Origin of the sequence: Streptomyces sp. LN549 (assembly GCF_043203805.1) — a bacterium.
Taxonomy (GTDB): Bacteria; Actinomycetota; Actinomycetes; order Streptomycetales; family Streptomycetaceae; genus Streptomyces.
Genome location: NZ_JAZHRI010000002.1, coordinates 641,568 through 661,424, shown reverse-complemented (window position 1 = coordinate 661,424; position 19,857 = coordinate 641,568). Strand labels below are relative to the sequence as shown.

General features: G+C 69.2%; 17 protein-coding genes and 1 pseudogene. 11 read left to right on the top strand and 7 right to left on the bottom strand.

Annotation, left to right across the window (positions count from 1 at the left end):
- Window positions 1-5: 5 nt before the first annotated feature.
- The 3 genes from SH922_RS03005 to SH922_RS02995 all read right to left on the bottom strand — a co-directional run bounded on the left by SH922_RS03005 (window position 6) and on the right by SH922_RS02995 (window position 3,781).
- Window positions 6-857 (bottom strand): carbohydrate ABC transporter permease, encoded by an 852-nt coding sequence (locus SH922_RS03005; protein ID WP_393054372.1) that lies wholly within the window; start codon window positions 855-857, stop codon window positions 6-8.
- A 53-nt stretch (window positions 858-910) separates the two neighbouring features.
- Entirely contained in the window at window positions 911-2,155 is a 1,245-nt protein-coding gene (locus tag SH922_RS03000) for an ABC transporter substrate-binding protein (protein WP_393054370.1), read from the bottom strand.
- A gap of 348 nt (window positions 2,156-2,503) precedes the next feature.
- On the bottom strand, window positions 2,504-3,781 hold the full coding sequence (locus SH922_RS02995) for an alpha-L-fucosidase (protein WP_393054368.1): 1,278 nt from the start codon (window positions 3,779-3,781) through the stop codon (window positions 2,504-2,506).
- 109 nt (window positions 3,782-3,890) lie between these two features.
- Between SH922_RS02995 and SH922_RS02990 the strand changes: the two genes are divergently transcribed.
- On the top strand, window positions 3,891-4,748 hold the full coding sequence (locus tag SH922_RS02990; RefSeq protein ID WP_393054366.1) for a ribonuclease activity regulator RraA: 858 nt from the start codon (window positions 3,891-3,893) through the stop codon (window positions 4,746-4,748).
- 128 nt (window positions 4,749-4,876) lie between these two features.
- Here the strand turns inward: SH922_RS02990 and SH922_RS02985 are convergent, their stop codons facing one another.
- Complete coding sequence (locus tag SH922_RS02985) at window positions 4,877-5,299, bottom strand: MerR family transcriptional regulator (protein ID WP_393054364.1); 423 nt, start codon at window positions 5,297-5,299, stop codon at window positions 4,877-4,879.
- Between the two features lie 410 nt (window positions 5,300-5,709).
- On the opposite strand from SH922_RS02985, the gene SH922_RS02980 reads away from it, so the two are divergent.
- Window positions 5,710-7,197 carry a SulP family inorganic anion transporter gene (locus tag SH922_RS02980; RefSeq protein WP_393054362.1) on the top strand — a complete coding sequence of 496 codons (1,488 nt, stop codon included), beginning with the start codon at window positions 5,710-5,712 and terminating at the stop codon, window positions 7,195-7,197.
- 100 nt (window positions 7,198-7,297) lie between these two features.
- Here SH922_RS02980 and SH922_RS02975 read toward each other — a convergent pair whose 3' ends face one another.
- A complete protein-coding gene (locus tag SH922_RS02975; RefSeq protein ID WP_393054360.1) occupies window positions 7,298-8,080 on the bottom strand; it encodes a VOC family protein in 783 nt (260 codons plus the stop codon).
- A gap of 616 nt (window positions 8,081-8,696) precedes the next feature.
- Between SH922_RS02975 and SH922_RS02970 the strand changes: the two genes are divergently transcribed.
- Entirely contained in the window at window positions 8,697-9,155 is a 459-nt protein-coding gene (locus tag SH922_RS02970; RefSeq protein ID WP_393054358.1) for a DUF5133 domain-containing protein, read from the top strand.
- A gap of 51 nt (window positions 9,156-9,206) precedes the next feature.
- Here the strand turns inward: SH922_RS02970 and SH922_RS02965 are convergent, their stop codons facing one another.
- Complete coding sequence (locus SH922_RS02965; protein ID WP_393054356.1) at window positions 9,207-9,740, bottom strand: GNAT family N-acetyltransferase; 534 nt, start codon at window positions 9,738-9,740, stop codon at window positions 9,207-9,209.
- A 118-nt stretch (window positions 9,741-9,858) separates the two neighbouring features.
- On the opposite strand from SH922_RS02965, the pseudogene SH922_RS02960 reads away from it, so the two are divergent.
- Together SH922_RS02960 and SH922_RS02955 are read left to right on the top strand one after the other, a co-directional pair.
- Window positions 9,859-10,051, top strand: a pseudogene (locus tag SH922_RS02960) (ABC transporter ATP-binding protein); the annotation flags it as partial.
- Between the two features lie 94 nt (window positions 10,052-10,145).
- Window positions 10,146-11,063: an aminoglycoside phosphotransferase family protein gene (locus SH922_RS02955; protein WP_393054354.1), complete on the top strand. Its 918-nt coding sequence runs from the start codon at window positions 10,146-10,148 to the stop codon at window positions 11,061-11,063.
- A 111-nt stretch (window positions 11,064-11,174) separates the two neighbouring features.
- Here SH922_RS02955 and SH922_RS02950 read toward each other — a convergent pair whose 3' ends face one another.
- On the bottom strand, window positions 11,175-12,122 hold the full coding sequence (locus SH922_RS02950) for a methionyl-tRNA formyltransferase (RefSeq protein ID WP_393054352.1): 948 nt from the start codon (window positions 12,120-12,122) through the stop codon (window positions 11,175-11,177).
- A 248-nt stretch (window positions 12,123-12,370) separates the two neighbouring features.
- On the opposite strand from SH922_RS02950, the gene SH922_RS02945 reads away from it, so the two are divergent.
- The 6 genes from SH922_RS02945 to SH922_RS02920 all read left to right on the top strand — a co-directional run bounded on the left by SH922_RS02945 (window position 12,371) and on the right by SH922_RS02920 (window position 19,812).
- Entirely contained in the window at window positions 12,371-13,726 is a 1,356-nt protein-coding gene (locus tag SH922_RS02945; protein ID WP_393054350.1) for a lysine N(6)-hydroxylase/L-ornithine N(5)-oxygenase family protein, read from the top strand.
- An 85-nt stretch (window positions 13,727-13,811) separates the two neighbouring features.
- On the top strand, window positions 13,812-14,870 hold the full coding sequence (locus SH922_RS02940) for a FecCD family ABC transporter permease (RefSeq protein WP_393054348.1): 1,059 nt from the start codon (window positions 13,812-13,814) through the stop codon (window positions 14,868-14,870).
- Window positions 14,867-15,928 (top strand): FecCD family ABC transporter permease, encoded by a 1,062-nt coding sequence (locus SH922_RS02935; protein ID WP_393054346.1) that lies wholly within the window; start codon window positions 14,867-14,869, stop codon window positions 15,926-15,928. The genes SH922_RS02940 and SH922_RS02935 overlap by 4 nt, the downstream gene beginning before the upstream one ends.
- Window positions 15,929-16,810, top strand: a complete 882-nt coding sequence (locus SH922_RS02930) for an ABC transporter ATP-binding protein (protein ID WP_393054344.1) — start codon at window positions 15,929-15,931, stop codon at window positions 16,808-16,810.
- Between the two features lie 115 nt (window positions 16,811-16,925).
- Window positions 16,926-17,984: an iron-siderophore ABC transporter substrate-binding protein gene (locus tag SH922_RS02925; RefSeq protein ID WP_393054342.1), complete on the top strand. Its 1,059-nt coding sequence runs from the start codon at window positions 16,926-16,928 to the stop codon at window positions 17,982-17,984.
- Between the two features lie 40 nt (window positions 17,985-18,024).
- Complete coding sequence (locus SH922_RS02920; RefSeq protein ID WP_393054340.1) at window positions 18,025-19,812, top strand: ABC transporter ATP-binding protein; 1,788 nt, start codon at window positions 18,025-18,027, stop codon at window positions 19,810-19,812.
- The last annotated feature ends 45 nt before the right edge of the window (window positions 19,813-19,857 follow it).

Here is a 19,857-nt window from a genome sequence, read left to right as displayed (position 1 = left end):
CCTGACTAACTTGTCGCTGCTTGGTCCTGGCGGTTGCGCAGTGCCGTCACGAGGAGGGCGAGCACTGCGGACACCACCATCAGGAACACCGCCTGCGCGGTCGCGTAACCGACTTTGGTGCCCTCGAAGGACCGGGCGAGAATGAGATAGGTGAATGTCTGCGTCGACCCGGCCGGACCGCCGCCGGTGAGGCTGACCACGATGTCGTAGGCCCGGATGAGCCCCACCAGGTTCAGCACCGTCGCCACGGTCACCACGGGGGCGATCATGGGGATCACGATCCGCAGATTGATCTGCCGTTTGGAGGCGCCGTCGATCGCGGCTGCCTCGAGCAGCTCGGCCGGCACGGTCTGCAGGGCGGCCACGAACAGGACGACGTTGAAGCCGAAGCCCGCCCACACGATCACGGCGATCAGCGAGATCAGCGCGAACTGCTCGTCGAAGAGGAACCCGAGCGGCTCGATTCCGAACTTGGCGAGTGTGTTGTTGATGGCGCCGTTGGTGCCCAGGATCGCCGCCCACAGGTAGCCGAGGATCAGGGCGCTGATGACGTGCGGAAAGTAGGCGACGGCCCGGAAGAAGGAGTTCGCGCGTGAGCGGCCCTTGAGCGCAAGCGCGTACACGAGCCCCAGGCCCACCATGAGAACGGTGCCGGCCGCGGCGATCAGTGCTGTCACGTACCAGGCGTCCGACGAACTCGGGTCGTCGAAGAGGTGTTTGTAGTTGTCGAGCCCGGTGAACGAGGCGGTGGAGAAGCCGTCCCAGTCCGTCAGGCTGAGATAGACCGCGACTCCCACCGGCACGACGGTCATCACGGTGTAGAGGAGGACGGCCGGACCCATCATCCCGAGGGACACGGCCGACTCCCGTAGCCGCGCCCGGCGCCGCGCCCGATGGGCCGGCCCTGCGTTCAGCTCTGCGAGTTCCACCACTTGTCCAATCCATCGGCCGCGTCCGCGGGGGACGAGCCCGTGTACAGGGACTGGATCTGCTTGTTGAGCTCGTCACTGAAGCCTGCGATCGGCTGGCTGTCACCGGACTTCACAAGCACCGACGGTGCCTTGTCCAGGATCTGCTGCACGGAGGTGCCGAGGCTCGACATCTTGTACGTGAAGCCCTCCCGCAGGTTCGCGTCGGAGGCGAGCTGGCTCTTGATGGCTGCCGGGTCGGTGGTCGCCCACTTCACGAACTCGAGCGCCTCGGCCTTGTGCCGCGACTTGTTCACCACGACGTAGGGGTTCGATATGTTGCCGAACTGGCCGGACGGGTAGGCCCCGTCGGTCGGCATGGTAAACACCCCGATGTCGTCGCTCTTCTTCGCGGCGTCCGCGGCGGGCACGAAGAACGAACCCATGATGTACATCGCGGACTTGCCGTTCAGGAAGGCCGTCTGACCGTCCGCGTAGGTGAGACCGAGCGCGCTCTTCTCCAGGTAGCCCTTGTCGATCCAGCCCTTGTACTGCTCGAGGTAGGGCAGGTAGCCGCTCTTCGAGAAGGAGGCCTCGCCCTTGTTGCGCTTGACCGTCCACTCGGGGTCGGCGGTGAGTACACCCGCGTCGGCCATCATCGAGAACTGGGACCCGGTGACCCACTGGCCGGCAGCCTGCAGCGGCTTGTAGCCGGCTTCCTTCAAGTCAGCCATGGCGGCAGTGAACTGATCCATCGTCCGGATCCGAGCCGCGTCGAGCCCCGCCTTATCGAAGGCGGACTTGTTGTAGAAGACGAGCGACTGGATCTGCTCACCCACGCCGACCACGTAGTGCTTGCCGTCGACGGCGTACTGGTCGGCCAGCGGTGTCTTGGCGGTCCAGGGCTGGTCGGACAGGTCGGCGAAGAGGGAGGCGGTGTCGGCGGTCGGAACGATCTGCTGGGCGACATCCGGCGGATCGCCCGCCGCCAGGTCCTGCCTCAGCTTCGCGTCCGCCGAGATCGTTCCGGTCAGCTCGAGCTTGACCGTCACGCCGGGGTGGGCCTTCTCGTACGTGGCGAAGAGATCGTTCCAGTACTTCTCCGTCAGGTTCGGGGTGATGTTCACGATGACGCGGAGGGTCGTGCCCTCCGAGGCCTGGCCGGACCCGCCCCCGCATGCGACGGCCGACGCCATCACCAGGGGAGCCACGGCGAGTCCGCAAGCGCGGCGCCACATTGTTTTCATCGGGACACGCTCCGTTGCGTAGTCGTGAATAATCGATAGCTGGTGTTCAGCCGCAGAGTTCCCGGTGGAGCAGCGGCGCGAGGGGGTTCGGGCGGTCTGGGGTGCGTGTCGCCCGGCGGATGGTGCGATGTGACGGAGGCGGGGCCATCGCCTCCAACACACCTATCGTCTATCGATTGTTGATGCTAGAGCCGGCTTCTTGCTTCTTCAAGGGTGCTGCCGCAACCTCTGCGTTCTGCTGTCGCCTCGCGTCCGGCCGGCCCCTTCGTTCTCGGTGGTCATCTCGGCCGCACCGGGCCGGAGTTGGAAGCGTGCCTTGCCTGCTCGGATGCGGCCTGATCACCGGCTTCACTGCGGCCCGTCCAGCTCCAGCTCGATCACAGGGAGGAGTACGTCCGGCCGGACGATCGGCAGGGTCAGGGTCAGGGTCCCCGCCGGCTGGCTCGGCGGCGCGAGGTTGTTGTGCTCGTGCCGCGCGCCGTCCGTCTCGTGGAAACGGATCTCCGAACCGTCGTGCAGGAGTTGGGCGTAGCGCACGCGCCCGGACAGCCCCCGCAGATGAACGTGTTTGAGTGGCCAGACCGGCAGGTGCAGATAGAGACGGTTCCCGGACTGTGTGTACAGAGTGTGCGGGGGCGGCTCGAACGCGCTCGGCCCCGCACCGTGCACGGACCGTGCGTGCAGCTCGGTCCACTCGCCGATCGCCCGGAGTGTGGCGCGGGCCTGCGGATCCAGAGAGCCGCGACCGGTGGGCCCGACGTTCAGGATGAGGTTCCCGCCGCAGGCGACGGACTGCACCAGCATGCGGACCAGCAGCGCAGGGTCCTTGTAGTCATGGTTGTCGCGGTCGTACCCCCATGAGCCGTTGAGTGTGTGGCAGGCCTCCCACGTCACCCGCTCGCCACGGCGCTCCAGCGGTCGGTCGGGCTGGTACTGCTCGGGCGTGACGTAGTCGCCGGGGATGCCGAGCCTGTCGTTGACGAGGATGCCCGGCTGCAGTTCCTTGACGGTGGCCAGGAGTTGCTCCGCACCCCACTCCTCGGGACCCTTCTCCGGATATGTGAAGTCGAAGAACAGGGTGTCGATCCGGCCGTATCCGGTGAGGAGTTCGCGTATCTGCCCCTCCATGTAGGCGCGGTAGCGTCCCATGTCGCGGGGCTCCTGCTCGGCCGCGGTGCCGCGCAGCGGGTGGTGCTCGTCGACGGTGAAGTCGGGGTGGTGCCAGTCGAGCAGCGAGTAGTACAGGCCGACGCGCAGGCCCTCGGCGCGCATCGCGTCCACGAACTCGCGGACCAGGTCGCGGCCTGTCGTACGGACCGAGGTGTAGTCGGTCAGCGCCGAGTCGAACAGGCAGAAGCCGTCATGGTGCTTGGCCGTCAGCACCGCATATCGCATCCCCGACTCCCGCGCCGTACGTGCAAGTTGGCGGGCATCGAACAGATCGGGATCGAAGCGGGACAGGTAACGGTCGTACTCCTGCTGGGACATGGCCTCTCGGCTGCGGACCCACTCGTGCCGCGCCGCCAGGCTGTACAGGCCGAAGTGGACGAAGAGCCCGAAGCGTGCGGCCTCGAACCACCCGGTGGCTTCGGTGGGATCAGGGGAATCTGTGGCGGCACCGTTCATGGGAGGCTCCTGACGCATTGACAGCATTAATCGATTGGCTGTTATCTACCATCGATAGGCGATGATGTCACTGGCGTTGCGTGCGACGAGCGCGCGGAGAGGCACGTGCATGCACTCGATCGGGGACCAGGAAGCGGCGTCGGCGGGGGAGCCCCGCATCAAGTCGACGGGGGAGCTCCGCATCAGCGGGTCGGAGGTGAGCCGGGCCTATGAATCGATGCGGGCGTCGGTCCACACCTCCGCCTACGTACGGCCCACCTCGCAGATGGTGGACGCTCTCAAGGATGTGAGCGCGGCGACGGCATGCGCGAAGCTGCACCAGATGGGCATCACCCGGACGTTCATCGACGGCCCCGTGCCGCTGCACCGCGAACCGGACGTCAAGGTCGCCGGCGGCGCGGTGACGCTGCAGTTCCTTCCGCAGCGGGAAGACGTCTTCAACGGCGCGGAGCAGGAGGACATCGAGCGCACGACTCCGCTGTGGGGCGTCCTCGAGTCCATCCGGCCCGGGGACGTGCTGGTCATCTCGGCCCATGGCAGTCACTTCACCGGCTGCCTCGGCGACATGCTTGTGCGCTACTTCAAACTGCGCGGTGGCGCCGGGATCGTGGTGGACGGACGGGTGCGGGACGCTGCCCGGGTGCGCGCGCTCGGCGTGCCCATCTGGTGCACCGGCGTCACCCCGCACTATGCCTCGCAGACCGAGCTGTTCCCGTCCGCCTTCAACGTGCCCGTCGGTGTCGGCGGCTCCCTGGTGACGCCCGGCGACCTGATCGTCGCCGACGAGGACGGCGCGGTCGTTGTGCCGCAGCAGAACGCGATCCCGCTCGCCGAGGACTCCCTGCTCCACCAGGACCGCGAGGCGTTCGCCCGCCGCCGCCTCGACGAGGGCGGGCGTCTGTCCGACTACTACCCGCTGACCGGCGCGGGCATGACCGAGTACCTGGCGAGCCGGTCCGCCACCTGAGCCGTGGGGACGCCGCGGGAGGGGGCGCGGCCTGTGAACGCGGCTTCGCGATCTGCTCCGTGTCCCAGCCGTTCGGACTGCTTGTCGCGGAGACAACAGGGTCTTCTTCCCCTGGTTGCTGCCCGGTACTAGGACCGTACGGCAGAAGGGGGCGGGCTCTCCTGGGGCAATCGCGTGCGCAGGGCGTCGGCGAAGTCCTCGGCCCGGGCGAGCTGGATCCGGAGCCTGGCGACCTGTTCCGCGGCGGCCCGCTCGTACTCGCGCACGCGCTCCAGCAGACCATCGCGCTCGCCGGCGTCCAGGTCGTCGCCGGCGTCGAGGCGGTCCGTGGCATCGAGCAGGTCGCGCATCTGGTCGAGGGTGAAGCCGAGCGGCTTCATCCGGCGGATGACCATCAGCCGCTGAACGTCGCTCTCGGTATAGAGCCGGAAGCCACCCTGCGAACGGGCGGAAGGAACGACGAGCCCCGTCTCCTCGTAATGGCGGATGGTGCGCAGGGACAGTTCGGTCCGCGCGGCGACCTCGCCGATCTGCATGTGCTTGTCGTCCACGCCCGTGATCCTGGCCCTTCTCCTCGTGACGGTCCGCATCCTGCGCGACTCCGACCGACCTCTACTCTAACGTTAGGGTAGAGTTGCTGGCGGTGAGGGCGGCCCGGCCGCCTCGCTCCTACGGTTCCGGGGCCGATGGCGCCCCCGGCGAAGTCCCGATTCTTGCAGGAGTGAGCGTGCGTGAGCAGATGGTGCTGACGGCCACCGCCTGCCCGCCGTGACTCCTCGCCCCCGGATGTGAGTGCCTGGCCACGCGCCCGCGCTTCGTCCCTTCCCGTCGACTTCCGGCCCTTCGGGGCCGCCCGCGGAGTGCCGGCCCGGCCCCTTCGCGCCTTTCCCGCATGCCCCCGGCCTGCCGACGGGGGACTGCCCGAGCACGACAGGTACTCACCTCCTTGTCTTCTTCCGTCATGACACCCGCCGCTGTTCTGCGCGGCCTGAAGCCCGACTGGCTGTCCGACCCGAAGGTCTGGCGTACCGAGATTCTGGCCGGTCTTGTCGTCGGGCTCGCGCTGATTCCCGAGGCGATCTCGTTCTCGATCATCGCGGGAGTCGACCCGGCGATCGGCCTGTTCGCCTCGTTCACCATGGCTGTGGTCATCTCGGTCGTCGGCGGACGCCGAGCCATGATCTCCGCCGCCACGGGCGCCGTCGCACTCGTGATCGCACCGCTGAACCGGGAACACGGCCTGGGCTACCTGATCGCCGCCGTCATCCTGGCCGGGATCTTTCAGGTCGCGCTCGGCGCGCTGGGGGTGGCGAAGCTCATGCGGTTCGTACCCCGCTCGGTGATGGTCGGCTTCGTCAACGCTCTGGCGATCCTGATCTTCATGGCGCAGGTACCCGAGATGCATGACGTGCCCTGGGCCGTGTACCCGCTGATCATCGGCGGTCTTGCGCTGATGGTGTTCTTCCCGAAGGTCACCAGGGTGATCCCGGCGCCGCTGGTCTCCATCGTCATCCTCACCGTCATCACGATCGCAGCGGGGATCGCCGTGCCGACCGTGGGGGACAAGGGTGCCCTGCCGTCCTCGCTGCCGGTGCCGGGCCTGCCGGACGTCCCGTTCACCATGGACACCCTGACGACGATCGCTCCCTACGCGCTCGCGATGGCGCTGGTCGGGCTGATGGAGTCACTGATGACCGCGAAGCTGGTCGACGAGATCACCGACACCCATTCCTCCAAGACTCGCGAGTCCATCGGCCAGGGGATCGCCAACATCGTGACCGGGTTCTTCGGCGGCATGGGCGGCTGCGCGATGATCGGCCAGACGATGATCAACGTGAAGGTCTCCGGCGCCCGCACCCGGCTGTCCACCTTCCTCGCCGGTTCCTTCCTGATGCTCCTGTGCATCGTCTTCGGCCCGGTGGTCTCCGACATTCCCATGGCCGCCCTGGTCGCCGTCATGGTCATGGTGTCGTTCGCGACCTTCGACTGGCACTCCATCGCCCCGAAGACCCTCAGGCGGATGCCCGCGGGCGAGATCGCCGTCATGGTCATCACCGTGGCCGTGGTGGTCGCCACCCACAACCTCGCCATCGGTGTCGTCGTCGGCTCCGTCACCGCGATGGTCATCTTCGCCAAGCGCGTCGCCCGCCTCGCCGACGTCACCGCCGTCACGGACCCCGACGGCACCAGCGTGGTGTACTCCGTGAACGGAGAGCTGTTCTTCGCCTCCTCCAATGATCTTGTCGGCCGGTTCGACTACGCGGGCGACCCCCAGAGGGTCGTCATCGATCTGTCCGCCGCCCACATCTGGGACGCCTCCTCCGTGGCCGCCCTCGACGCCATCGAGACCAAATACGCCCAGCGCGGCAAGACCGTCGAGATCATCGGCCTCAACGATCAGAGCGCCGATCTCCACGGGAAGCTCACCGGGGAGCTCACCAGTCACTGATCCCAGCGGCCACCGGACGGACATCGGCCGGCGGCCGGGGCTTCGCGCGCCCCGCACCTGAGGCCGGCTGCGGGCACGCCGGCTCAGCGGGTCTCCTGCGTCAGGCGCTGTTCGGGCCCGAGACGGTGAACAGGGCGCCGCCGGGATCACGGATGATGTAGGCGTCCTTCGAGCAGCCGAGCGGGGGAGGGGCCGGCAAGGCTTCGCCGCCCGCCGCATCGGCTGCCGCCGCAGTTGCCCGGCTGTCCGCCACGCGGAAGTCCACCACCCACCTCGGCCGCATCCTCGGGTCCGGGGCGGATTCGACGCCCCCGCCCCGCACGGTGGCGACGGTGTGTCCGGCCACCTGAACCACGACGTGGTCCTGCGCGTAATCCACCGTGCAGCTGCCGCCCGGCTTCGCCCAGTCGAAGATCCCGGCGTAGAAGATCGCCGCCTCGAAGGCGTGACGCGTCATGAGGTCCAGACGTGCGGGCGCGCTGCCCCGGCCCACCGTCCAGGCCAGCGCGGGTCCCTCCCAGAAACCGAAAGCGGCTCCGTCGCGGTCCGCCGCGAGGGCGGCACGTCCTCCCCCCAGCCGCGCGGGCCCGACGGCGAGCGTGGCTCCCCGCTCCCTGACACGGTCCGCGGTCTCATCGGCGTCGGTCACGGCAAAGTACGGCGTCCAGCGGGCTGCGAGGCCGCGACCGTGGCAGTACCCCATCCCTGCGACAGGTTCGCCGTCCGTGACGGCGACCGAGAAGTCGCGTCCCAGGGTGCTGTCGCGGAATTCCCATCCCATCACCTGCGCGTAGAACGACCGGGCCGCATGAGGATCGGGCGTCACCAGGCTCACCCAGCAGGGCGCGCCGGTCACCGGCATCGTCGTTCCGAGGGCCGGCATCGAGGACTCCTTGGGGTGAGGGAAGCTGGCATACGGGCACCGAACGCGGCCCGTCGTCCGCTCAGCGGGGTCGTCGGAACTCGGATGGGGACCTTCCTCGGCACGACGCACCGCAGGAGCGTGCGGACCGAGCCAACCAGCCTCAGGCCTGTCCGAGCGGCCGCCGTGCGCGGTATCGGACCCGGTTCTCACCTTCCCGGTCCAATGAGCGGGAAGCGCGCACTTCGCACCGCAGACCGTCCTCGCTGCCGTTGCCGCAGCGACCTGACCGCCGACTCTCCACCTCAACTGTGTCCACGGCCGGAACTCCGCCGCACCCGGACCACGCCCCGTACACCGCACATTCCTCATGCCGGGCACGGGCGGGTCCGGCGCCGCACGCTGCCGGGCGGGGCCGGTCACCCGAGCAGCTCGGCCCAGGGGCGCACTTCCGTTCCGGATGCCATGTTTCGGATGTGTGAGCACACGGGGGCGCACGACAACCGGCGCGTTCCCCGTCGGTCGTCGCGGAACTCCTCCGTAGCCCCGTCGAGAAATGGCCCTGATGATGTCTGCTCGCGATACCCGCAACCCCGAGTCCGGCGGCAGGCGCCCCTCACTCGAAAAGGCGGCGTCCGTGGCACAGCCCCCCATCGACGAGCCCCGGGCCGCGTGGGCGGTCGGCACGGTCATGGCGGTAACTCCGTGTTCGGCGCGGGACGCGAGGCGGGTTCTGGGCGCGGCGGCGAAAGCGGCGGGCATCACGTCGGCCGAGGTGGCTGCCGCCATGGCCGCCCACTCACGCGGCGTCGCGATGCCGGCGCGTGTGGAGCGGGCACTGTTCCGGGCCGTGGCGACGGCCCGTTCCGTGTCGCCCCGGGAGGCGTGCGTCGGGCTGATGCCGAGCCGTGCCCGGACCGCGGAGGTACTGGCGGAGTTCCGTGGCTGCCAGTCCCGGCTGACCGCCGCTCCGTCCGACATGCGGGCGCGGCAGGCACTGGACGACGCTGCGTACACCCTGTGCGTGCTTCTGGGCAGAACCAGCGTGCACGACGCGGTGCTGGCGGCGGAACAGCACCTCACCACCCAGGCCTAGCGCGGACCGTGCACCCGGGCGGCCTGCTGCGTACGGATCGGATCGAGGCCGTCAGGTGGCAGGAGCATCGGTGCGCAGGTCCCGGATGTACCGGTGGAACCGCGTGCCGTCCGTCGTCTGTGTCCTCCCGGTGTGGGTGAACCCTGCCCGCCGCGCGACTGCGCCGGACCCGGGATTCTCCGGATCCACCTGGATCACCGCTTCCTCGCCGCCCTCGCTCGCCGCGTACTGGGACACCAGGAGGACCGCGCGGGTGGCCAGGCCGCGTCCCCTCCAGGACGGATAGAGGCCGTACGCGACATTCACCTGGCCGGGAGCCAATTGCTCTCCCGCGAACCGCAAGTCGATGGTTCCCGCGAGTGTCCGGCCGGTGTCCGCCCGGATGCCGAAGGCGCGGAGTGGACCTGCGGTGTCCCACTGATCCCGGCAGTGCCGGAAGTAGGCTTCGACGCCTTCGCGCGTCCCTGGACCGCCGTTGAGCCAGCGAACGAGCAGCTCGTCCTCGCCTGCGAGGTGGGCATCCACGTCGTCCAGGCGTAATGGGGACAGAGTGACGATTCCGTCGGACAGTCGCACTTCACGCATCCGGCGATTCTTGCCCCCGGCTCCGCCTCGCGCCAATGGATTTGGCATGCCATCACACAGAGCTGTGGATTCCACGGTGCGGCCGGGCGATTCCCCACAGCACCTGCGGACCTCGATGGTCATCCTCTCGAGTCACCGCATGGATGATCTGGAGGCACTGTGCTCCGAGGTCACCATCCGCCACCGGACGCGTCGTCTTCTCCGGCCCGCCGAGCCGGCTGGCCGCCGAGAACCACGAACTCGATTACCGGGTTCTCACCTCCGACCCGATGGCTGCCCGCGTCCTCGCCGGCGGTAGGCCCGGAACCCGAGCGCAGCCCCGTAAGTCCGTTGGCCGATGTGCTGTTTGAACGGGACCCGGTGCCGGGGGAAGGCGGGCGAGGGACCCGTCTAGGGTTGGTCCGCATGACTCACACCGAGATCGAGATGACTGCGGAGCTGGTACGGGAACTGCTGCGCGACCAGCACCCCGACCTGGCCGATCGGCCGGTGCGGCTCGGCGCGCGTGGCTGGGACAACCAGCTGTGGCGACTCGGCGACGACCTCGCTGTCCGGCTGCCCTGGGCGACGCAGTCGGCGGACGCGCTGCTGCTGGAGGAGCACACCTGGCTGCCGGTCCTTGCCCCGGGCCTTCCCCTGCAGATCCCCGTCCCGCAACGCCTCGGCGAGCCCTCCGAGCGGTTTCCGCGGCCCTGGATCGTCACCACCTGGGTGCCGGGTGAGCCCGCCGACCGGGCTCCCGCCACCGAGGCCACGGACGCGGCGGATGCCCTGGCCGGCTTTCTGACGGCTCTTCACAGCCCGGCCCCGGACACGGCGCCCGTCGGCCGTTTCGGCCGCGGCGGGTCGCTGTCCGGTCTCTCCGCGGACCTCCTCAAGACGCTCGCCTCGGCCGCCGAGCAGGGGCTGATCCCCGACCCGGATGCCGTCCGCACGGTCTGGGAGGACGCTGTCGCCGCGCCCGAGTGGGCGGGCCCGGCGGTGTGGCTCCACGGCGACCTGCATCCGGCCAACGTCCTCACGGCGGGCGGCACCATCTCCGGCGTGATCGACTTCGGTGACCTCTGCTCAGGGGATCCGGCCTGCGACCTTGCCGCTCCCTGGGTTCTTCTGCCGGATGGCGGGGTCGACCGTTTCCATGACACCTATCAGCCGGCCGTTGACGCCGCGACCCTGCGGCGCGCCCGCGGCTGGGCCGTGCGGCAAGCCCTCGGCGGCATCCTCATCGGAGACGCCGGCGTCCACGGCCGCCCTGGTGGCAAGGCGACCTGGGGCCCACCCGCCCGGTCCGCACTGCGACGCCTCGTCGCTACGGCCCGCTGAGTGACCGAGGGGGTTGCCGCGCCCAACCGCCGACGGGGATGAGGGCGGACTCGCCGATGGCGCGGCCGTGGGGCCGTGCTCGACCGGTCGCCCGCCCGGGGGCCCCGTGTGTCAGGGGCGGCTGGTCAGATAGCCGCCCATGGAGGTGAAGTACTCCGTCGCCGGCATCTCCCGGCCGTCCTCGGTGCGTACCCGCGTCAGGGCCAGACCGTGGTTGCGACCGGTGCGGGCGTCCGCGCCGGCGACGATCACCACGCCCTCTCCCTCACGGTAGAAGATCCGGCCGGGCGTTCCGCCGTAGCGGCCCTGGGACACCACGGCGGTGAGGACCTCCAGGCGCTTGCCCTTGTGGAAGGCGAAGGCGCTGGGATACGGCGCGGACTGGGCGCGCACCAGGCGTTCGAGGTCCTGCGCGGGCCAGGTCCAGTCGATGCGGATGTCCTCGGCGGAGCGCTTGTGGAAGAAGCTCGCCCGGGAGCGGTCCTGCTTGGTGAACTCAGTCTGCCCGCCGGCGATGAGGTCGAGTGCGCCCGTGGTGACCGGGGCGATGAGGTCGACGGTCTTGTGGAAGAGGTCGGTGGCGGTGTCGGCCGGTCCGACCGGAACCGCCTCCTGGCGGACGATGTCGCCGGCGTCGAGCTCGTCGTTCATCATGTGTGCGGTGACGCCCACTTCGCGCTCGCCGTTGATCAGGGCCCAGATCAGCGGCGAGAAGCCGGCGTACTGCGGCAACAGCGAGTCGTGGATGTTCAGCGTGCCGCGGCGCGGGAGGGCGAAGATGCGCGGAGGGATCCAGGTCCGCCAGTTGTTGGCCACGATGATGTCCGGGTCGGCCTCCTTGAGGCGCTCGAACAGTTCCTCGTCGTCGGGGCGGTTGCGGATCAGCACCGGAACGCCGTGCTTCTCGGCGAGGTCGGCGACGGAGTCGCTCCAGATCTTCTCGTACGCGTGGTCGCTCTTGGGGTGCGTCACGACCAGCGCCACGTCGTGCTCGGAGTCCAGGAGGGCCTGCAGGGTGCGGTGGCCCCAGGTCTGGTAACCGAACATGACGACCCGCATGGGGGTTCCTCCTCAGCGTAGGAAAGAAGCGACAGCCAGTAAAGCAAGGCTTACCTAATCTGGCAACGGGTGTGCATGGTGCTCCAGTTGGCCGGCTGCGGTGCCCGGTTGTCCGGTTCCGGTCTATCGACAGCTTCACCGGATTAGCTTAGGCTCACCTAAGTTCAATCGGGTCACTCCGTCGGCGTGCCCGTCTTTCGCAGATTCCCCACACCTGACAGGCGGCTTCCCCGCACGATGGGAGTGACATGTCACAGGTTCGTCCTGGCGACGCACCACCGGTCCACGACCTCATTGGCATCGGCTTCGGGCCGTCCAATGTGGCCATGGCGATCGCGATCAGCGAGCACAACGCACGCAGCGGCACCCAGGAGGCGGTCAGCGCTCACTTCTTCGAGCAGCAGCCGCAATTCGGCTGGCACCGCGGCATGCTCATCGACGACGCGACCATGCAGGTGTCCTTCCTCAAGGACCTGGTGACGCTCCGGAACCCGTCCAGTGAGTTCAGCTTCCTCTGCTATCTGCAGAGCAAGGGGCGGCTGATCGACTTCATCAACCACAAGAACCTCTTCCCGCTGCGGGTGGAGTTCCACGACTACTTCGAGTGGGCCGCGGCGCAGGTCGCCGGCATGGTCTCCTACGATCACGAGGTCGTCGGCGTCACGCCCGTGCTCCACGACGGTGCCGTGGAGTACATGGACGTGACGGTCCGGTCGGGGGAGGGGCTCACGGTTCACCGCGCCCGCAACCTCGTCATCGGGACCGGGCTGCGCCCCCTCATGCCGGAGGGTGTGGAGCGCGGCGACCGGGTCTGGCACAACTCCGAACTGCTGGCGAAGGTCGACGCGTTGGAGGGCACCTCGCCCTCGCGGTTCGTGGTCGTGGGCGCCGGGCAGAGTGCCGCCGAGAACGTCGCCTATCTGCACCGTCGCTTCCCCGGGGCCGAGATCTGCGCGGTGTTCTCCCGCTACGGCTACAGCCCCGCCGACGACAGCAGCTTCGCCAACAAGATCTTCGACCCCGGGGCGGTCGACGAGTACTTCGCCGCCCCCGAGGGCGTCAAGCGCAGACTGATGGACTACCACGGCAACACCAACTACTCCGTGGTGGACATCGACCTGATCGACGACCTGTACCGCCAGATGTACCAGGAGAAGGTGCTCGGCACGGAGCGGCTGCGCTTCCTCAACGTGTCGCGGCTCGAAGAGGTCAAGGAGACACCGGACCACGTCCGCGCCACGGTGAGGTCCCTCGTCACGGCTGAGGAGACGGTCCTGGACGCCGACGTCGTGGTGCTCGCCACCGGCTACAGCCCCGCCGACCCCGTCGGACTCCTGGGTGACGTCGCGGACCGTTGCCTGCGGGACGAACAGGGCCGCGTCCGCGTCGAGCGGGACTACCGCATCGCGACCGACTCCGGCCTGCGCTGCGGCATCTACCTCCAGGGGGGTACGGAGCACACGCACGGCATCACGTCGGCGCTGCTGTCCAACACCGCGATCCGGGTCGGAGAGATCCTGGACTCGCTGCTCGACCGGGGTGTCAGGCCCGCTTCCGACGGGGCGCGGCCGGTCGCCGGCGGAACGGGCAGCACGCCCCGCTAGGCAATGCGACGACACGGCCCGGACCGGCCACGGCTTCCGGACCGCCGTGCCGTCCGAGTGGATCAAAGGGATGGCGTACGTCGACATGAGCACGACTGCAGTTGAGCGTCCCGTGCCCAGGGGGACAACGACGGCCCGCCGCAGGCGGGTTGTGGGTTTCGGGTTGCTTGTGGTGACCCTCCTGGCCGCGGGGGCGGTGTCCCTGGCCGTGGGCGCGCGTGCGTTGAGTCCCGCCGAGGTCTGGCACGGGCTGTTCGCGGCGCCGGAATCCGACCAGCGGCTCAACGAGATCCGGCTCATCGTGCAGACCGTGCGGGTGCCCCGGACGGTGCTCGCCGTCGTGGCGGGCATCGCCCTGGGAGTGGGCGGCTCGCTGATCCAGGGCTACACACGCAACCCGATCGCGGACACGGGGCTGCTGGGGGTGAACGCGGGCGCCTCGTTCGCCGTGGTGTCCGTGATCGCCGTGTTCGGGTTCACCGACCCGTTCCAGTACGTCTGGTTCGCCTTCCTGGGAGCGGCGGTCGCGGGTGTCGTCGTGTTCGGCCTGGCGAGCATCGGCAGGGGCGCCGGCAACCCGCTGACGCTCGCACTGGCCGGTCAGGGGATCACCGTGTTCCTCGCCGCCATGACGACCGCGGTCGCGCTGTCGGACCAGAAATCGCTGAACGCGCTGCGGTTCTGGAACGCCGGCTCCGTCGCGGGCGTCGGCTTCGAGGTCATCTGGCCGGTGACCGCGTTCGTCGCCGTCGGGCTGGTGCCGGCGCTCGCCATGCTGCCCTCGCTCAACCTGCTGAACCTGGGTGATGACGTGGCACGGGGGCTGGGTGTGAACATCGCACTGAGCCGGACGGTCGGCATTCTCGCCATCACCCTGCTGGCGGGCGCGGCGACTGCGGCGTGCGGCCCCATCGCGTTTCTCGGGCTCATGGTCGCTCATGTGGCCCGCTATCTGACCGGACCGGACTACCGCTGGCTGGTTCCGTACGCGGGACTCCTCGGTGCCGTCGTCCTCCTGGTCTGCGACATCGTGGGCCGACTGGTGGTGAGACCGGGCGAGTTGGATGCGGGTGTCGTCGTCTCGGTCCTCGGTGCGCCGTTCTTCGCGGCCCTGGTGTGGCGCGGAAAGTTCCGGAGCGCATGAACGTGACTGAAACGAAGCCTTCGTTGGCGCCGGGCGTGCGGTTCGGCCAGGTGTCGTTCGTATGGCGGCCGTGGATCGTGCTGGTCACGCTGGTGCTGGCCGCCGCGCTCTTCCTGGTGTTCTGCCTTTCCATCGGGGTGGGGGACTTCCCCATCGGCCTCTCCCGCGTGATCGCCACGATCCTCGGCCGGGGCGAGCGGATCGACGAGTTCGTGATCATGGATCTGCGTATGCCGCGCGCCATGGCCGGCCTCGTGGTCGGGATCGCGCTCGGCGTTTCCGGGGCGATCACTCAGTCCGTCGCGCGCAACCCCCTTGCCAGCCCGGACATTCTCGGGATCACCGGGGGTGCGAGCGTCGTCGCGGTCTTCCTGGTGACGGTGTCGGGCGGGACCGCCGCGGCGGTCGTCAGTTCCGTGGGCGTGTCGGCGGCGGCACTCGCGGGCGGTCTCGGGGCAGGGCTGCTGGTGTACTTCCTGGCGTGGCGGCGGGGGATCGACGGCTTCCGGCTCATCCTCATCGGCATATCGGTGAGCGCCATGGCGGAGGCGATCGCGACCTGGCTGCTGGTCTCGGCGGACATCAGGGATGTGGCGCGGGCACAGGCGTGGCTGGTCGGCTCGCTGGACAACCGGACGTGGGACGAGGTCCGGGTGGCGCTCTGGTGCTCGCTCGTGCTGATGGCCGTCGTGGCCTGCGTCGCCTTCCAGTTCAAGCCGATGCACCTCGGTGACGAGGTCGCCGCGGGCCTCGGTGTCCGGTACACGATGGTCCGGGCCGTCCTGCTGCTGTGCGCGGTGCTGCTGGCCGCGGTGGCGGTGAGCGCGGCGGGCCCGGTCCCGTTCGTCGCGCTGGTGGCGCCGCAGGTGGCGATGCGTCTGGCGAGATGCCCGACACCGCCGATGGTGGCCTCCGGCCTGGTCGGCGCCCTGCTGCTGATCGGATCCGACCTGGTCGCGCGCTCGGCGTTGCCGATCGGCCTCCCGGTCGGGGTGGTCACCGCCGCGATCGGCGGCCCCTTCCTGGTGTACCTGCTGGTGCGGGCGAACCTCAGATAGATGACAGACGAGTTGGACTACCCGGAGAAAGGGGGGCCCGTGGCCGTTCACCACGCCACCACCGAGGCCGAGTCGGTGGGCAGGGACACTTCACGGCTGGCGGCCAGAGGTGTCACGGTCGGATACGGAGGCCGGACGGTCATCGACGATCTGGACGTCGCGATACCGCCAGGCGTGATCACCACGATCATCGGCCCCAACGGCTGCGGCAAGTCCACCCTGTTGCGCACCCTGACGCGTCTGCTCAAGCCGGCCAGGGGCGCGGTGGTACTGGACGGCGAGGACATCGCCGCGCTCAGGACCAGGGACGTGGCGAAGAAGCTCGGCCTGCTTCCGCAGGCCCCCGTCGCCCCGGAGGGGCTGACGGTCGCCGACCTGGTCGCCAGGGGGCGACATCCGCACCAGGGCTGGCTGCGGCAGTGGTCGTCGGACGATGCCGGCGTCGTGGAGAGAGCGCTGGCCATGACCGGGGTGTCCGACCTGGCCGACCGTCCCGTCGACTCGCTGTCCGGCGGACAGCGCCAGCGCGTCTGGATATCGATGACCCTGGCTCAGGGCACCGACCTCTTGCTGCTGGACGAACCGACCACCTATCTGGACCTGGCGCACGCGATCGATGTGCTCGATCTGGTGGACGACCTGCACGAGTCGGGATGCACCGTGGTCATGGTGCTGCACGACCTCAACCTGGCCACGCGGTACAGCGACAATCTCATCGTGATGCGGGAGGGGGCGATCCTGGCGCAGGGGCACCCGCGCGAGGTGATCACCGCCGAGCTGCTGCGCGAGGCGTTCGGGCTGCGCGCCATGGTGATCGACGACCCGGTCGGAGACCGGCCTCTCATCGTGCCGATCGGCCGCACCCACGTCCATCTCAACTAGGTTTCGAACAAAGGAAATACGCTGGTTAGGCTAGGCTGCCCTCATTAGACCGGGGTAAGGTTTGGCTGCCCTTATCAAGGGGCTCAGTGGATAGTGCGAAAGCAAGGGATTCCGGATGCTCACCCATAGAACGATGCTCACGAAGCCCTGGCGGCGGCTGGCGGCGACGGTGTCTGCCGCGACCCTCGGCATCGGCCTCCTGGTGGGCTGCGGTTCCGACTCGGCGGACGACGCGGACAAGGCGAGCGGCAAGGCTCCCGCCGCCTCCGGTGCGTTCCCGGTCACCGTGGAGCACGCGTTCGGATCCACGAAGATCACCAAGGCTCCCGAGCGGGTCGTCTCCGTCGGCTACACGGACGACCAGACCATCCTGGCGTTCGGCATCAAGCCGGTCGGCATGGTCGACCAGTACCCGAACCCCGCGGGCAAGGCCCCCGACATCAACACCCAGTGGCCCTGGGTGAAGGACAAGTGGGGCGACACCCGCCCCGAGGTCATCATGAAGAACGGTGACGCGGGCCCCAACTACGAGAAGATCGCCGCCCTTCGGCCCGACCTGATCATCGCGGTCTACTCCGAGGTCGACCAGGCCGCGTACGACAAGCTCTCGAAGATCGCTCCGACGGTGGGCCGCACCAAGGCGGAGAAGGAGCCCTTCAGCGCGCCGTGGCAGGACAACGCGCTCCACATCGCCAAGGCGCTCGGCAAGGAGGACGAGGGCGCCACGATGGTGAAGGGCATCCAGGCCAAGCTCGACGCGGCCGCGAAGGCCCACCCGGAGTTCGCCAAGCAGACCGGTGTCGCGCTGTCCTGGTACGAGAAGTCCGTGGCCCCGTTCACCACCACCGACGTACGCGGACGGCTGGTGACGGGCATCGGCTTCAAGGGCGCCACGGAGATCGACAAGATCGCGGGCGGCAAGTTCTACACCACGCTCTCCCCGGAGCGCATGGACCTCGTCGACGTCGACCGCATCTTCGTCATCAACGACAAGGTCGACCAGGAAGCCCTGAAGAAGTCCGAGCTGTTCAGCAACCTGAAGGCCTTCAAGGACGGCCGGGTGTCGTACCTGCTCGACAGCGAGGGACCGGCAGTTGGAGCGGCCATCTCCCAGGGCACCCTGCTGTCGATGCCGTACGCCATCGACGAGCTCGTCAAGTCGGTCGACCAGTGACGTCGTCCGACGCTGTCGGCCGGCCCGCACCGGCGCGCGTGTGAGCACGACCGGCACCCGCGCCGCCCCGGCTGCCCTGCGCACGGCGACCGGCCGTGAGGCCACCCGGTGGATCACGGCGCACTGCCGTGAGGTGCCCTGGCTGACGGCCGCCACCGTGCTCAGCACGGTGGCCGGGGCGGCGCTCCAGGTCCTTCCGGTGCTCCTGCTCGGCCAGGTGGTCGACGGGGTGGTCGAGGGCGAATCACGTTCGCTCCTGGTCAGGATCGGGGTGCTGATGGTGGCTGCCGCGCTGCTCGGCGCGGCAGCCACCGCGGCATCGACGTACCTGATCGGGCGGCTGGGCGCGGATCTGCTCGCCCGGCTGCGGGAGAGTGCCGTCCGTGCGGTGCTGGGGATGCCGAGTGCGCGGATCGAGCAGGTCGGCCGGGGGGACGTGCTGTCCCGGGTGGGCGACGACGTGGCCGTGCTGTCCCGGGGCATCCGGTCGGCCATCCCCACCGTGTTCACGGCGGGGGTGCTGGTCGCCATCGCCACCGCAGGGATGTTCGGGCTGGACTGGCGGCTCGGCCTGGCCGGCGCCGGTGCGCTGCCCGCGTACGCGCTGGCCCTGCGCTGGTACCTTCCCCGGTCCGCGCCGCTCTACCGGAAGCAACGGGCGGCTCAGGCGGACCGGGCGCAGGCGCTGATCAGTGGTCTGAACGGGATCGACACGGTCCGGGCCTACCGCCTGGAGGGCGCGTTCCGTGAAAAGGTCACGAGCGAGTCGTGGCGGGTGCGTGAGCTCGGCATCGAGGTGTTCCGGTTCTTCGGCCGCTTCGTCGGCAGGGAGAACCGCGCCGAGTTCATCGGGCTGGTCCTGATCCTCCTGGTCGGATATGCCCTGCTGGAAGGCGACGCGGCCACCCTCGGCGAGGTGTCGGCCGCCCCGCTGATGTTCCACCGGCTGTTCACCCCGCTCGGCGCCATCATGTTCACGTTCGACGAGGCGCAGAAGTCGGGCGCGAGCCTGACCCGCCTCGTCGGGGTGCTGGGGGAGGACGCGGAGGACCGCCTGGTGGGTGATGTCGCCGTGGCGCGGGCGGAGTCCGTGCCGTACCAGGTGACCGTGGAGGGGCTGACGTTCAGTTATCCCGACGCCGAGGACCCGGTCCTGAGGGACGTCAGCCTGACGATTTCGGCTGGTGGGTCACTCGCCCTGGTGGGGGCGACGGGCGCGGGCAAGTCGACTCTCGCCGCGCTGATCGCGGGCATCGGGACACCGCAGAGCGGATCGGTGCGCATCGGGCCGAACGACCTCGCCGGCCTGGACGAGGCCGGGGCGCGGGCTCTGGTGAGCATTCTGACGCAGGAGACGCACGTGTTCTCCGGGCCGCTCGCCGACGACCTGCGGCTGGCCGCGCCGGAGGCGACCGACGATCAGCTGATGGACGCGCTGCGGACGGTCGGAGCGGGAGCGTGGGCCGACGCGCTGCCGGACGGGCTGCGGACCATGGTCGGGGAGGGCGGTGAGCGCCTGGACGTCACCAAGGTCGCGCAGATCGCCCTGGCCCGGCTGGTGTTGGCCCGGTCGCCGGTGGTGGTCCTGGACGAGTCGACGGCGGAGGCCGGCAGTGAGGGGGCCGCCGAGCTGGAGCGGGGCGTGCTCGCCGCGTGTGCGGGCCGGACCACGCTTTTCGTGGCGCACCGGCTGACCCAGGCGATGGCCGCGGACCGAATCGCCGTGCTGGACGCGGGGCGGGTCGTGGAGCAGGGGACGCACGAGGAGCTGGTGGCTCTGGGGGGCCGGTATGCACGACTGTGGCGGGCCTGGCGAGAAGGTAGTTAGGTAAGCCTTGGTAAGGCTAGGCTAAGTCGCATATCTCGGATGGGA

Excerpts from the sequence above, each read along its gene's own strand:
- SH922_RS03000 (WP_393054370.1), bottom strand. The coding sequence starts at position 2,155 with ATGAAAACAATGTGGCGCCGCGCTTGCGGACTCGCCGTGGCTCCCCTG.
- SH922_RS02995 (WP_393054368.1), bottom strand. The coding sequence starts at position 3,781 with ATGAACGGTGCCGCCACAGATTCCCCTGATCCCACCGAAGCCACCGGG.
- SH922_RS02990 (WP_393054366.1), top strand. The coding sequence starts at position 3,891 with ATGCACTCGATCGGGGACCAGGAAGCGGCGTCGGCGGGGGAGCCCCGC.
- SH922_RS02980 (WP_393054362.1), top strand. The coding sequence starts at position 5,710 with ATGACACCCGCCGCTGTTCTGCGCGGCCTGAAGCCCGACTGGCTGTCC.
- SH922_RS02975 (WP_393054360.1), bottom strand. The coding sequence starts at position 8,080 with ATGCCGGCCCTCGGAACGACGATGCCGGTGACCGGCGCGCCCTGCTGG.
- SH922_RS02965 (WP_393054356.1), bottom strand. The coding sequence starts at position 9,740 with ATGCGTGAAGTGCGACTGTCCGACGGAATCGTCACTCTGTCCCCATTA.
- SH922_RS02955 (WP_393054354.1), top strand. The coding sequence starts at position 10,146 with ATGACTCACACCGAGATCGAGATGACTGCGGAGCTGGTACGGGAACTG.
- SH922_RS02950 (WP_393054352.1), bottom strand. The coding sequence starts at position 12,122 with ATGCGGGTCGTCATGTTCGGTTACCAGACCTGGGGCCACCGCACCCTG.
- SH922_RS02945 (WP_393054350.1), top strand. The coding sequence starts at position 12,371 with ATGTCACAGGTTCGTCCTGGCGACGCACCACCGGTCCACGACCTCATT.
- SH922_RS02940 (WP_393054348.1), top strand. The coding sequence starts at position 13,812 with ATGAGCACGACTGCAGTTGAGCGTCCCGTGCCCAGGGGGACAACGACG.
- SH922_RS02935 (WP_393054346.1), top strand. The coding sequence starts at position 14,867 with ATGAACGTGACTGAAACGAAGCCTTCGTTGGCGCCGGGCGTGCGGTTC.
- SH922_RS02930 (WP_393054344.1), top strand. The coding sequence starts at position 15,929 with ATGACAGACGAGTTGGACTACCCGGAGAAAGGGGGGCCCGTGGCCGTT.
- SH922_RS02925 (WP_393054342.1), top strand. The coding sequence starts at position 16,926 with ATGCTCACCCATAGAACGATGCTCACGAAGCCCTGGCGGCGGCTGGCG.